A 12,746-nucleotide genomic window follows, 5' to 3' on the forward strand; every position below is an offset into this window, starting at 1 on the left:
TTTCACCCGAGCCACGCGGGGCCCAGTGCCGCCACGACCGGTGCTAGTAGCCGGTGCGCGGTGGAGGTGTCCAACAGGTCACGGACCACCAGCGCCTGTACGGCACCGCTGAGCATGTTCCAGACGCCACCGGCCCGATCGGCCAGCGGAATGTCGGCCGTATCGACGGCCTGTACCAACAGCATCTGCGCCGCGGCGGCGGTGCGGACCCGTTCCGAGAGATACGCCGCCCACGAGGCCGAGTGGACGGCCGGGGACCAGCCGCCCGCGTTCCGTCGCGCGTCCTCCGCCGAGGCACTGAGCCGGTTCATGTCCATCGACCGCAGCGAGCGGAGCCGGTCCAGCAGCGCCGACACCGTGTAGTGGTGCGGGCCCAGGTCGATCGGCGCTCCGACGGGAAGCTTGCGGGTGGCCGCCACCCAGCCCGCGCCGAGGTACCGGCGAGTGTCGTCGTCCAGCACCTCCCGCAGGTAGCTGGCCACCGCCGCATCGCAGAGCAGGGCGGTGGCCGACGCGGCCGTCTCGGTCTGCTTGGCGTCCCGGCCGGTGCCGGTCCAGGTCCAGGACATGACGTCGTACCGCAGGCAGGTCAGCAGCGCGTCGACCGAGCCGATCGGGGCCCGCTCGACCAGCGCGAGGCTGCCCGTCGGGTCATCCTTGGACATGCCCTTCAGCGACGGCATCCGCCGTGCAGCGCTCTCCACCTCGACCCAGAGCGGGCCGCGGACGCCCTCGTCCGGCAGCTTCTCGGCGAGGATCGGCAGGTCGTCGGTCTGCAGGCGCAGACCGCGCAGCACCACCTCGGCCGTGGCCGACCCGCCGGCGAGGCGGGTCAGGTCGAAGCCGAGGACCGGAGCGCTGACGAGGCTGTACATCAGGTCGTAGCACGGTACGTGTCGACGGCCTGGTTCACGTCGAGCGCGAGCATCAGCCGCCCGTCGAGCTTGAAGGTGCCCACCACGAGGTCCCGGGTCGGCCCGCTCAGCGTGTCCGGCGGCGGCTCGAACCGCTCGTCGTCCAGGTCGACCACCTCGCCGATCTTGTCGACGACCAGGCTGACCGGCTCGCCGTCGCCGCGCAGGATCACGTTCATGACCGGGCCCTCCAGCGCCTTACGGGCCATGCCCAGCTGGACCCGCAGGTCGACGGCGGCGATCACCTGGCCGCGCAGGTTGAACAACCCGCCCACGGCCGGCGGAGCGAGCGGCACGGGGGTGTACTCGTTGTACGAGAGCACCTCCTGAACCGTGTGCACCTCGACACCGAAGAGCTGGCCGGCCACCTCGAAGGTGGCGAACTGTCGGCTCGCCATCTCAGGCCTCCACCAGGATCTCGTCGTTCTCCAGGTCGGTGTAGAAGTTCGGGTCGGCGGCGAGGATGGCCCGGCGCACGTCCAGCAGCTCGGTCACCCGTTGCTGGATGACCGCGGTGCCGACCAGGCCGTCCTCCTCGGCGTCCCGGCGCGCCGTGGTCGAGTTCTCGGCGATATCCACGATCCGGTCCACCACCAACGCCACGCTCCGTCCGCCCTCGCTGTAGACGACCACCGACACGGTGTCGCCCTCCGGCTCCTCGCCGTACGCCCCGAGCAGGTGCGACAGCCGCACCAGCGGAAGGATCTGGCCGCGATACTGGACCACCTCGCGGGAGCCGGCATGCTCGATCCGGTCCCGCGGGAACTCCTCGAGCCGGGTGACGGTGTCCAGCGGGATCGCGACCCGCCGCTCGCCGACCGCGGTGACCAGCAGCCGCTCCCCGGTACCGCTGCCGGCGCTCGCCCGGGCGGAGGCCTCCAGGTTCTGCCGCTCGGCCTCGGCGGTCAGGTGACTGCGGCGGGCAAGCGAGGAGACGTCGAGGATGAGGCCCACCTTGCCGTCGCCCAGGATGGTCGCGCCCGCGTACAGGCCGATGTCCTTGAACCGGCTGTTCAGGGCCTTGACCACGACCTCCTCGGTGTTCAGCACCCGGTCGACGATCAGGCCGAACCGCCGGCCGTCGGCCTGCAGGACCATGATGTAGACGCCCTGGTCGCCACCGGGTTCCATGCCGAGCGCCTTGTCCAGCCGGACCAGGGGCAGCAGCTTGCCGCGCAGCCGGTAGACGGGCGCGCCCGAGGCGTACTCAATCTTGGTGGAATTTCCGTCGATGAACACCAGCTCGAGCACGGCGACCTGGGGTACGACATACCGCTGTTCGCCGCAGTCGACGGTCAGCGCCTGGATGATGGCCAGGGTCAGCGGGATGGTGAGCCGCCAGACGGTGCCCTCGCCGGGCGTCGAGTCGACGCTCACCGCGCCACCGATGTTCTCGATGTTGGTCTTCACGACGTCCATGCCCACGCCGCGGCCGGACACGTTGGTGACCTTGGCGGCGGTGGAGAAGCCGGGCTGGAAGACCATCGCCATGATGTCGCGCTTGTCCATGTTCGGGATCTGCTCGGCGCGGAGCAGCCCGTTCTGGACCGCCTTCTGCGCGATCCGCTCCACGTCCAGGCCCGCACCGTCGTCGGCCACCTCGACCGCGACGTGCCCGCCCTCGTGGTAGGCGCGCAGGGTCAGCGTGCCCTCGGGGCTCTTGCCGGCCGCCGCGCGGCGCTCCGGCTCCTCGATGCCGTGGTCGACCGCGTTGCGCACCAGGTGGGTCAGCGGGTCCTTGACCGCCTCGAGCAGGCTCCGGTCGAGCTCGGTCTCCTTGCCCTCCATGACCAGCTGGACCTGCTTGCCGAGCGAGCTGCTCAGGTCCCGGACGACTCGGGGCAGCTTGGACCAGATGTGCTCGATGGGCTGCATCCGGGTCTTCATGATGCCCTCTTGCAGCTCACTGGTGATCATGCCGAGCCGCTGGGCGCTGCGCACCAGGCCGGAGTCGCCGATCTCCATCACGCCACGGACCAGCTGGTTCCGGGCCAGCACCAGCTCGCCGACCATGTTCATCAGGGTGTCGAGCAGGTCGACGTCGACCCGGATCGCGCTGTCCGCGATGCTGCGCTTCGGCGATTGCGCCTGAAGCGCCTCGCTGACCGCGGCCGGCTTCGCCTTGCCCTGGTCGAGCAGGATCGTGCCGAGCTTGCGCTCGTCGCCCTCGATCTGCTGCTGCAACGCGGAGCCGACGTCGGAGGCCTGCGCCGCGCCCTGCTCGACGAGGATCTCGCCGAGCGGCTTGCGCTGGTGCTCCACCGGGTCGGGCGCCCGCCGGGCGGCCGTCTCGTCGAGCTGCTCGAGCTGCTCCGCCGCGGGCGCTTCCGCGGCCGGCTTCGCCGCGGCAACAGGTGCCGGCGCGGCGCTCTCGCCCGCCTTCATCTGCGCGTTGACCTGCTCGATGATCCGGTCGATGTCGACGTCGCCCTCGGCCTGGGTCTCCTCGATCGAGGAGAGGATGGAGCGCACGCCGTCGATCGTGGCCAGCAGCGTCGTGATCGTCGCCGGGGTCACCGGCATCACGCCGTCACGCAGCTTGGACAGCAGCGACTCACCGGCGTGGGCCAGCTTCTCCAGACGGCTGAACGCCAGGAACCCGCTCGTGCCCTTGATCGTGTGGATCGCCCGGAAAATGCGGGAGATCAGGTCACGCGAGTCGGGGTCCTGCTCGAGGGCGACCAGGTCACGGTCAATCTGGTCCAGGTTCTCGTGGCTCTCCAGAAGGAACTCGCCAACGATTTCGCCAAGGTCTTCCACGCTCACGTACCTCCAACTCGGCTTCCTCAGCTCTCATCGACGGCTACGCCCGTCATCTGAGAACACCTGTGACCAAGACGCCGGAAATCAGGACTCGCCTCCGGGCCGGCGGTAGCGGTAGCCGAATCCGCGGACGGACTCGATGGGTGACTCGTCAGGATCGGACCAGCCGAGCTTGCGGCGCAGCCGCAGGACGGCGAACTTCACCCGTTCCTGCCCGATGCCGGTGGGGTCGTCCCAGGCCTGGGTCAGCAGCTGGTTCGGGCTCAGCACCGCGCCGGCGTGCCGGACCAGCGCGTTGAGCAGCCGGAACTCGGTGGGTGTCAGGCGCTTCTCGTCCCCCCTCACGTAGACCCGGCGCTTGGTCGGGTCGAGGTGCACCAGTCCGTCGTCGTAGACCTGGCTGGCCCAGCTGTTCTGCCCGCTGGACGAGCGGCGGAGCAGCGCCTCGACCCGGGCCAGCAGCTCGTTGTTGGCGAACGGCTTGGTCAGGTAGTCGTCGGCACCGCCGCGCAGGCCGCGCACCTTCTCCGCCTCCTGGCCGTGCGCGGTGAGCACCAGCACCGGCACGTCGGAGACGTCGCGCAACCGCTCGAGCACCTGCCAGCCGTCCATCTCGGGCAGGCCGACGTCGAGCACGACCAGGTCGGGGTGCTCGGCGTAGGCCTCCTTGAGGCCGGTGCGACCGTCGCCGGCGTGCGCCACCTCGTAGCCCGCCCGGCTGAACAGCAGCCGCAGTGCAAGCGCGATGTCCGGGTCGTCCTCGACGACGAGAAGGCGACTCATCGTGTGCTCACCCTGCCTATTCCTCACCGCATTTATCCACACAAAGAACTCAATAGCGTGGTGTTGCGGCTTATTTACGGATAGTCACAGTCTACCGAGCCATCCGGCCCACGGGGGCGGTTCTGGCTGGGGGCTTATGTGATCCCTGGGGCGGGTGCGACAGGCCATCCCACCAGCCTGACACTTTTGCGTAGGCCAATACCGGTTTCCGCCAAATAAGGGACGTACGGGCCGGAAACAGGTCCTATATCCCTGGTGGGCGATCAGGCCCGCCCCGGATACCGGAGGCACCCTGTGCTACTACGTCTCGCCCTGTTCACGGCCGCACCCACGCTGCTGCTGACCAGTTCGCCGGCGTGGGCGGCAGTGCCGGCGCCGCCCCTGCCGCCGCACGCCCCGGCCACCGCCGTCGCACCGGCCGAGCTGATGTCTGAGGTCGTCACGATGACCAACCAGCAGCGGAACGCGAACGGGTGCGGCCAGCTCGCGGTGGACGCGGAGCTGACCGTCGCCTCCATCCGGCAGAGCCTGTACATGGCCCGGACCGGCCTGTTCAGCCACGTCTGGCGGGACGGCACGACCTTCGTGGCCCGCTCGCACGATGCCGGGTATGCCGAGCCGTCGGGCGAGAACATCGCCTGGGGGTACCGCACCGCGGCCGAGGTGATGCACGCGTGGATGGCCAGCCCGGGGCACCGGGAGAACATCCTGAACTGCGAGGCGCACTCGATCGGGACGGGCGTCGCGTACGGCCCGAACGGTCTGGCGTACTACACCCAGGTCTTCGGCTACGAGTGATCTATTGACATCAGTCGCTGGAATCTTCTATTAGTTAGGTTAACTAACCTAACTTCCCCCGAAGAAGGTTCCCCATGCGCCGATCCCTCGTGGCGGTTGCCGCGGCCGCCGTCTGTGCGACCGCGTTCGTCGCCGCCACCTCACCCAACGCCCAGGCCGCCACCACCTCACGCATCCCCGCGCACGTGTTCGCGCCGTACTTCGAGGCGTACAACGGCGACAGCCTGTCCGGGCTGTCCAGTCAATCCGGCGACAGGTTTCTCACGCTCGCCTTCGTGCAGACCCCGAGCCGGGGCTCCTGCACGGTCTACTTCAACGGCGACACCTCGATGCCGATCGCGTCCGGCACGTTCGGCTCCGACATCAGCGCGATCCGGGCGTCCGGCGGCGACGTCATCCCGTCGTTCGGCGGCTACGCGGCCGACAACGGCGGCACCGAGATCGCCGACAGCTGCACCGACGTCGACTCGATCGCCGCCCAGTTCGAGAAGGTCGTCACCACCTACGACGTCACCCGCCTTGACTTGGACATCGAGGACAACTCGCTCACCAATACCGCCGGCATCGACCGCCGCAACAAGGCGATCAAGAAGGTCGAGGACTGGGCGGCCGCGAACGGCCGACTCGTCGAGTTCAGCTACACCCTGCCGACCACCACCACCGGCCTGGCCGACTCCGGCCTGGCCGTCCTGCGCAACGCGGTCAGCAACGGCGCCCGGGTCGACATCGTCAACATGATGACCTTCGACTACTACGACGGCGCCTCGCACAACATGGCCACCGACACCCAGACCTCGGCCAACGGCCTGGTGAACCAGCTCAAGTCGCTTTACCCGAGCAAGAGCACCGCGCAACTGTGGCAGATGGTCGGCATCACCGAGATGATCGGCATCGACGACTACGGCGCGGCCGAGACCTTCACCCTGGCCAACGCCACGACGGTCACCAACTGGGCCAAGACCCAGGGCATCCGGTCGCTGTCGTTCTGGGCCCTGCAGCGCGACAACGGCGGCTGCCCCGGCGGTGGCGCGGCCGACAACTGCTCCGGCGTCTCGCAGAGCACCTGGCAGTTCAGCAAGACCATGCAATCCTTCACATCCGGCTCGCCGACCACCCCACCGACCACGCCGCCGACCACCTCCCCCACCACCACGCCACCGACAACGACCCCCACCACGCCGCCGACCACCGCCCCCGGCACGACGACCTGGGCGCCCTACACGGCGTACACGGTGGGCCAGATCGTCACCTACAACGGCAAGCGCTATCAGTGCCGCCAGTCGCACACGTCCCTGCCCGGCTGGGAGCCGCCGAACGTGCTCGCGCTCTGGCTGCCGCTTTAAAACCATCCGGGAGCGCTCCGGCTGCCGCTTTAGAACCATCCGGGAGTACGCGAAGGGGGTCGCCGCCGGTGCGGTGGCCCCCGCCTCTCCCCGCGACCACCTGCAACGAAAGGCCGTGGACGCGCGTCTCGCGTGAGTGGTCGGCCAGCTCCTGCGCGAGCCGTCCCGCCCGGTCCCGCGCCCGCCCGGTCCCGCGCCCGCCCGGTCCCGCGTGCCGCGCCCGCCCGGTCCCGCGCCCGCCCGGTCCCGCGAGCCGCGCCCGCCCGGTCCCGCGAGCCGCCCCCGCCCGGTCCCGCGAGCCGCCCCCGCCCGTTTGGGTGGGGCCGATTCAAGCAGACGGGTCCGACAATTCTCGGCCGTTGTCCACAGGCAGGGCGGTCAGAGCTCGCAGTTGATCAGAACCGGCTCGGGGTGCAGGTCGATGCCGAAGCGGGAGCGCACGCCGTCTCGGATGGTGCGGGCGAGTGCCAGTAACCCGTCCGTGCTGCCCGCGCCCCGGTTGGTCAGCGCCAGCGTGTGCTTGGTCGAGATGGCCACCCGGTCGCCGGCGAAGCCCTTCGGGAAACCGGCGTGCTCGATCAGCCAGGCCGCCGGGATCTTGACGGAGCCGTCGTCGCCGGGCCAGTGCGGCGCATCGGCCAACCCCAGCTCGGCCCAGCGCTCGGCGGAGACCACCGGGTTGGTGAAGAACGAGCCCACCGACCAGGTGTCCTGGTCGTCGGGGTCGAGCACCATGCCCTTGCCGGCCCGCAGCTTGAGCACGGTGTCCCGGGCCTGGCGGAGCGGCACCCGGTCACCGGCCTGGACGCCGAGGCTGCGGGCCAGCTCGGCGTACCGGATGGGTGCGGAGTCACCGGTGACCGCGAGCCGGAAGTCGACGTACGTGACGAGGAAGCGGTCGCTGTGCTTGAAGACGCTCGACCGGTACGCGAACGCGCACTCCAGCGGCGACATCGCGCGGATCGTGTCGTGCTCCCGGTCGTAGGCGTGCACGGCCACGATGGTGTGCGCGACCTCCTGCCCGTACGCGCCGACGTTCTGGATCGGGGTGGCGCCGGCCGAACCGGGGATGCCGGACAGGCACTCGATGCCCGACCAGCCGTTGCTCACGGCGTACTCCACGAAGTCGTCCCAGACCTCGCCCGCGGCCACCCGCACCACCACGCTCTCGGCCCGCGCCTCCACCACCTGGATGCCGCGGGTGCGCAGCAGCAGCACCTCCCCGGGGAAGCCGGCGTCGCCGATCACGACGTTGCTGCCGCCGGCCAGCACGAGCATTGGACGACCGGCCGCCGCGGCGTTACGCACCGCAGTGACCGCCTCGTCCGTATCGGTGGCGACCGTCAACGTGCCCGCCGGACCACCGAGGCGTAGCGTCGTGTACTCCCCGAGTGAGTCGGCGAGTGTGTCTGTTTGGCGTGGGCGACTAACGTCAGGCACGACGTTCACCCTAGGCTCAAGGGGTCAGGGCACTCATCGGCGGTCCGGTGGAGTGGAGAGATTCGCGATGAACAGGCTGCACGCGACGAAGGACTTCTGGCTCGCGGCGCTGCGGGCGGACAGCCCCGCGCTGCAGGATGCGGTGGCCCAGGCCGGGCCGGATGCCGAGGTCCCGTCCTGCCCCGGGTGGACCTGCGCCGACCTGGTCGAGCACGTGACGACGCTCCTGCACTGGGTGCGTGAGACCGTCCCGCGCGGCACCACCGCCCCGCCCACCACCCGCCCCGACCGCGACGGCCCCCGCCCGGCTTGGGAGCAGGCCCTGGATGAGCTGCGCCGGGAGTTGACCGGCACGATCGAGACGCTCGAGGCGGTGGAGTCCGACTTCGCGGCGTGGAACTGGGCGCCGCAGAGCAAGCAGGCCGGCTTCTGGCACCGCCGGATGGCCCACGAGGTCTCCGTGCACCGCTGGGACGCCGAGGCCGCGGCCGGCCGCCCCACCCCGATCGAGACGAAGCTGGCCGCCGACGGGGTGAGTGAGGTGCTCGACACCTGGCTGCCGGCCGGCAAGCGCAAGGGCCCGACCGACCTGCACGGCGTGGTTCACCTGATGGCCGGCGATGCCGGGCACGAGTGGTTCGTGCGGCTGCGCGGCGCCGGGGTCGCGCTGCTCGACACCGCCACGATCCTGGACTCCGACGACCACCACGCGCGGGCGCAGGCCACCGGCACCGCGAGCGATCTGCTGCTCGCCCTGATGGGCCGGCAGCGGCTGGATCGCCTGGTCGTCTCCGGTGATCCACGCCTGATCGGTGCCCTACGGACGGGCTGACCCGGTTAAATTCGTCTTACCGGCTCATCGCGTGGTCGTCCCGGCCCCTATGATTAACCGGTTAAGTAGACCTCGGAACACCAGGAAGCGGTGAACGCATGACGGCAACCGTCACGTCCACGTCGGCGCAGCCGGCCTTAGCCGGGATCACCTTCCCCGACGGCTTCGTCTGGGGCGCGGCCACCGCGTCCTACCAGATCGAGGGCGCCGTGCGGGAGGACGGTCGAGGGCCGTCCATCTGGGACACCTTCAGCCGTACGCCGGGAAGGGTCTACGCCGGGCACACCGGCGACGTGGCCTGCGAGCACTATCACCGCTATGTCGACGACGTGGCGCTGATGGCGGACCTGGGTCTGGCGTCGTACCGGTTCTCGGTCGCCTGGCCCCGGATCCAGCCCGACGGCACCGGCCCGGTGAACGTGAAAGGCCTGGACTTCTACGACCGGCTGACCGACGAGCTGCTCGGCAAGGGCATCGACCCGGTGGTCACGCTCTACCACTGGGACCTGCCGCAGACCCTGGAGGACCTGGGCGGCTGGGCCAACCGGCTGACCGCGGAGGCGTTCGCCGAGTACGCCCAGATCGTGCACGCCAGGCTCGGCGACCGGGTCGGCACCTGGACCACGCTGAACGAGCCGTGGTGCTCGGCCTACCTCGGGTACGCCAGCGGCCGGCACGCGCCCGGCCGCCAGGAACCGGCCGCTGCCTTCGCCGCCGTGCACCACCTGCTGCTCGGCCACGGCATGGCCGCCCGGACGCTGCGCTCGGCGGGCGCGCGCACGATCAGCATCACGCTGAACCCGTCGGTCGCCTTTCCGGTCGACCCGGAGAGCGCCGCCGACCGCGAGGCCGTCCGGATCATCGACGGGCTGTCCAACCGGATGTTCCTCGACCCGCTGCTCAAGGGTCAGTACCCGGCGGACATGCTCACCCACCTGGCCCGGTTCACCGACCTGTCCTACCTCCAGGACGGGGACCTCGCCACGATCAACGCCCCGATCGACGTGCTGGGGATCAACTTCTACCAGCCGTCGTACGTGTCGGCGAAGCCCGGCACGCCCGCGGCTCCCGACCAGCCGGGCAGCGAGGGAATCGCCTTCCGCGCCCCGGACGGGCCGGTCACCGACATGAACTGGCTGATCGAGCCGTCCGGGCTGACCCGTCTGCTCCAGCGGATCCACGACGACTACGACGGCATCCCCATGCTGATCACCGAAAACGGCGCGGCCTACCCGGAGGGACCGGCCGAGGACGGCGGCGTCCACGACACCCGTCGCATCGAGTATCTCGACGGCCATCTCCGGGCCTGCCATGATGCCTTGGCGGCCGGTGTCGATCTGCGCGGATACTTCGTCTGGTCGCTGATGGACAACTTCGAGTGGGCCGAGGGGTACGCGAAGCGCTTCGGGATCGTGCACGTCGACTACACGACGCAGCAGCGCGTCCTCAAGGACAGCGCGAAGTGGTACCGGGAGGTGATCCGGCGAAACGGCATCGCCGACCCGGGAGAGAGCGAGGGGTGACCTGGTGGTGACGCGGGAACGCCCGACCCTGGAGGCAGTGGCGCGCCGCGCCGGAGTGTCCCGGGCGACCGTCTCCCGCGTCGTCAACGGCTCGACGTCGGTGGCCGCCTCGATCCGCGAGGCGGTCAACCGTGCCGTCGACGAGCTCGGGTACGTGCCCAACCAGGCCGCCCGCAGCCTGGTCACCCAGCGCACCGAGTCGATCGCGCTGATCCTGCCGGAGACCGCCAACCGGGTCTTCTCCGACGACCTGTTCTTCCCGGCCATCATCCGCGGCGTGGGTGGCGAGCTGGAGGCCGCCGACAAGCAGCTGGTGCTGATGATGGCCGGCTCCGCCAAGAGCCACGACCGGGTCGAGCGGTACGCGGTCGCCGGTCACGTCGACGGGGTCATGTTCGCCTCGATGCACGGCGCCGACCCGCTCCCCGGCACCCTGGTCCGCCTCGGCATCCCGGTGGTCTGCAGCGGCCGCCCGATCGGCGAGGCCCCCGTCCCGTACGTGGACGTCGACCACTTCGGCGGCGTCTGCTCGGCGGTGCGGCACCTGGTCGCCGCCGGCCGCCGCCGGATCGCCACCATCGCCGGCCCGCAGGACATGGTGGCCGGCATCGACCGGCTGGCCGGCTACCGCGCCACCCTCGAGGAGGCCGGCCTGGCCCAGCACGTCGCGATCGGCGACTTCACCCGCGAGTCCGGGATCACGGCGATGCGCTCGCTGCTCGCCGACGACCCGGCCCTGGACGCGGTCTTCGTTGCCTCGGACATGATGGCGCACGGCGCGCTGCTCGCCCTCAAGGACGCCGGGCGCCGGGTGCCCTCCGACGTGGCGGTGGTCGGCTTCGACGACTTCGAGATCAGCCGGTACAGCGAGCCGCCGCTGACCACGGTGCGCCAGCCGATCGTGGAGATGGGGCGCACGATGGCCCGCCAGCTGCTGGGCCTGATCAACGGCGAGCCCCACCAGGCCGACGCGGTGGTGCTACCGACCGAGCTGGTAATCCGGGAGTCGGCCTGAGGGCAGCTCCACCGTCGGCTGGTCCAGGACCGTACGGGAAAGCAGGGTCGCTCCCGCGACCGCGGCCGGCATCAGCAGGATCGCGCCCAGCGGGATGAGAAAGCAGCAGAACACGGCTACGCCGAAGCCGAGCGCGAGCGGGCAGTGGGTGCGCAGCCGGGCGCGCCGGTCGGCCAGGCGCAGGCCGCGACGCTGGAACGGCACACCGGTCAGCTCGACGGCGAGCAACCAGCCGCCGATCGCGCCGCCGAGGACCGGGATCACCGTTTGGCCGACGACCGGCAGGAAGCCGAGCAGGAACAGCGGGATGCCGATCAGCACGGACAGTGCGATCAGGCGCAGCGAGTCGGTCAGGCCGCGGACCAGCGACCGCCAGAAGCCGACCTCGACCTCGTCCGGCACCCCGCCGAACCGGTCTTCGACCAGCTCGGAGATGCGCTCGTAGAACGGGTCGCCGATCAGCAGGGTCACCGCGGTGAAGGACAGGATGCCGAGCAGCGCGGCGACGCCGAGCAGGCCGGCCCCGGCCAGCACCTGGGTGAGCTGCCGCCAGCCCTCGGCCCAGCCGTCGGCGAACCAGGTGACGTCGCGGGACAGCCGGGGCAGGAAGTCGATCAGCACGCCGAGGGCGGCGGCGTACAGCAGGCCGGTGATCACCGCGGGCAGCAGGCCGAGGAGCAGCAGCTTGGGGCTGCGCAGGACGAGGACCAGGCCGCGGCCGAGCATGGCGACGCCGACGAAGAACTGCTTCACGACCCGGCAGCCTATTGCCTGCGCGCCACATCGCCACTTGTCGCTCGAGCCACTCATCTCGCCGCCGGAGCAACTCGCCGCCGGAGCAACTCGCCGTTGGAGCTACTCGTCGCTGGACGGCGAGGGGCTCGGCGAGACACTGGGCGGCGGCGGCTCCTCGCTCGGCATCTCGATGATCTCGGTGGGTGTGGGAACCGGCGGGTCGTCGAGGATCGGGGGCAGCGTGACCGAGGTGGCCTCGACCGTCGTCGGCGCGGCCGTGGTGGGCACCGGCGCCCCGGACGGCGCGGTGACCGGGAGGGTCACCCTCGCCATCGGGCGGGGCGTGAACTGCACCTCGGTCAGCGGCTGCGGCCTCGCGGGCCGCCGGGGCGCCGTGCCGAGGCCGTCACTGCCGCCGGCGCGCAGGCCGCCTTGGTCGGCCGGCGCGCCGATCGAGGCCGGCGGGCGGGCGGGGGTGGCCAGCGCCCAGCCGGCGGCCACCGCGATCGGCAGCCCCAGCATCACGAGTCCGAAAAAAATCGATTTGGGGGATAACTGCACGTCCAGAAAACCGCTTGAACGCCCCCAAAGGTTACGGCG

At 70.5% G+C, this 12,746-nt stretch carries 12 protein-coding genes; 5 read left to right on the forward strand and 7 right to left on the reverse strand.

All coding sequences use genetic code 11. The features are described 5' to 3' along the window. Nucleotides 1-2: 2 nt before the first annotated feature. The 4 genes from ODJ79_RS25730 to ODJ79_RS25745 all read right to left on the reverse strand — a co-directional run bounded on the left by ODJ79_RS25730 (nt 3) and on the right by ODJ79_RS25745 (nt 4,460). Nucleotides 3-875, reverse strand: coding sequence for a hypothetical protein (locus ODJ79_RS25730; protein WP_263026142.1), 873 nt, complete (start codon nt 873-875; stop codon nt 3-5). After that, entirely contained in the window at nt 875-1,312 is a 438-nt protein-coding gene (locus tag ODJ79_RS25735; protein ID WP_263026143.1) for a chemotaxis protein CheW, read from the reverse strand. Before ODJ79_RS25735 ends, ODJ79_RS25730 begins: the two co-directional genes overlap by 1 nt. Nucleotide 1,313: 1 nt before the next feature. After that, nucleotides 1,314-3,674 (reverse strand): chemotaxis protein CheW, encoded by a 2,361-nt coding sequence (locus ODJ79_RS25740; RefSeq protein WP_263026144.1) that lies wholly within the window; start codon nt 3,672-3,674, stop codon nt 1,314-1,316. Between the two features lie 87 nt (nt 3,675-3,761). After that, nucleotides 3,762-4,460 (reverse strand): response regulator transcription factor, encoded by a 699-nt coding sequence (locus ODJ79_RS25745; protein WP_263026145.1) that lies wholly within the window; start codon nt 4,458-4,460, stop codon nt 3,762-3,764. 294 nt (nt 4,461-4,754) lie between these two features. Here ODJ79_RS25745 and ODJ79_RS25750 point away from each other — a divergent pair, with 294 nt between their 5' ends. Both ODJ79_RS25750 and ODJ79_RS25755 read left to right on the forward strand, forming a co-directional pair. Next, nucleotides 4,755-5,258 (forward strand): CAP domain-containing protein, encoded by a 504-nt coding sequence (locus ODJ79_RS25750; protein ID WP_263026146.1) that lies wholly within the window; start codon nt 4,755-4,757, stop codon nt 5,256-5,258. 74 nt (nt 5,259-5,332) lie between these two features. Beyond that, nucleotides 5,333-6,601: a carbohydrate-binding protein gene (locus ODJ79_RS25755; protein ID WP_263026147.1), complete on the forward strand. Its 1,269-nt coding sequence runs from the start codon at nt 5,333-5,335 to the stop codon at nt 6,599-6,601. Nucleotides 6,602-6,979: 378 nt separating this feature from the next. Here ODJ79_RS25755 and ODJ79_RS25760 read toward each other — a convergent pair whose 3' ends face one another. Then, nucleotides 6,980-8,050, reverse strand: coding sequence for a UDP-N-acetylmuramate dehydrogenase (locus tag ODJ79_RS25760; protein WP_411267369.1), 1,071 nt, complete (start codon nt 8,048-8,050; stop codon nt 6,980-6,982). A 58-nt stretch (nt 8,051-8,108) separates the two neighbouring features. On the opposite strand from ODJ79_RS25760, the gene ODJ79_RS25765 reads away from it, so the two are divergent. From ODJ79_RS25765 to ODJ79_RS25775, 3 genes are all read left to right on the forward strand, one after another. Next, entirely contained in the window at nt 8,109-8,873 is a 765-nt protein-coding gene (locus tag ODJ79_RS25765) for a maleylpyruvate isomerase family mycothiol-dependent enzyme (RefSeq protein WP_263026149.1), read from the forward strand. Nucleotides 8,874-8,971: 98 nt separating this feature from the next. After that, complete coding sequence (locus tag ODJ79_RS25770) at nt 8,972-10,396, forward strand: GH1 family beta-glucosidase (RefSeq protein ID WP_263026150.1); 1,425 nt, start codon at nt 8,972-8,974, stop codon at nt 10,394-10,396. A 4-nt stretch (nt 10,397-10,400) separates the two neighbouring features. Continuing rightward, nucleotides 10,401-11,411, forward strand: coding sequence for a LacI family DNA-binding transcriptional regulator (locus tag ODJ79_RS25775; RefSeq protein ID WP_263026151.1), 1,011 nt, complete (start codon nt 10,401-10,403; stop codon nt 11,409-11,411). On the opposite strand, the gene ODJ79_RS25780 is transcribed toward ODJ79_RS25775, so the two are convergent. Beyond that, entirely contained in the window at nt 11,376-12,137 is a 762-nt protein-coding gene (locus tag ODJ79_RS25780; RefSeq protein ID WP_263026266.1) for an EI24 domain-containing protein, read from the reverse strand. The two genes, ODJ79_RS25775 and ODJ79_RS25780, sit on opposite strands and share 36 nt — an antisense overlap. A 129-nt stretch (nt 12,138-12,266) precedes the next feature. Further along, nucleotides 12,267-12,671 (reverse strand): hypothetical protein, encoded by a 405-nt coding sequence (locus ODJ79_RS25785; RefSeq protein ID WP_263026152.1) that lies wholly within the window; start codon nt 12,669-12,671, stop codon nt 12,267-12,269. Nucleotides 12,672-12,746 lie beyond the last annotated feature (75 nt).

Source organism: Actinoplanes sp. KI2, from assembly GCF_025630775.1.
GTDB lineage: Bacteria > Actinomycetota > Actinomycetes > Mycobacteriales > Micromonosporaceae > Actinoplanes.

Coding starts and splice junctions, on each gene's coding strand:
- ODJ79_RS25730 (WP_263026142.1), bottom strand. CDS start 875: ATGTACAGCCTCGTCAGCGCTCCGGTCCTCGGCTTCGACCTGACCCGC.
- ODJ79_RS25735 (WP_263026143.1), bottom strand. CDS start 1,312: ATGGCGAGCCGACAGTTCGCCACCTTCGAGGTGGCCGGCCAGCTCTTC.
- ODJ79_RS25745 (WP_263026145.1), bottom strand. CDS start 4,460: ATGAGTCGCCTTCTCGTCGTCGAGGACGACCCGGACATCGCGCTTGCA.
- ODJ79_RS25755 (WP_263026147.1), top strand. CDS start 5,333: ATGCGCCGATCCCTCGTGGCGGTTGCCGCGGCCGCCGTCTGTGCGACC.
- ODJ79_RS25765 (WP_263026149.1), top strand. CDS start 8,109: ATGAACAGGCTGCACGCGACGAAGGACTTCTGGCTCGCGGCGCTGCGG.
- ODJ79_RS25770 (WP_263026150.1), top strand. CDS start 8,972: ATGACGGCAACCGTCACGTCCACGTCGGCGCAGCCGGCCTTAGCCGGG.
- ODJ79_RS25780 (WP_263026266.1), bottom strand. CDS start 12,137: ATGCTCGGCCGCGGCCTGGTCCTCGTCCTGCGCAGCCCCAAGCTGCTG.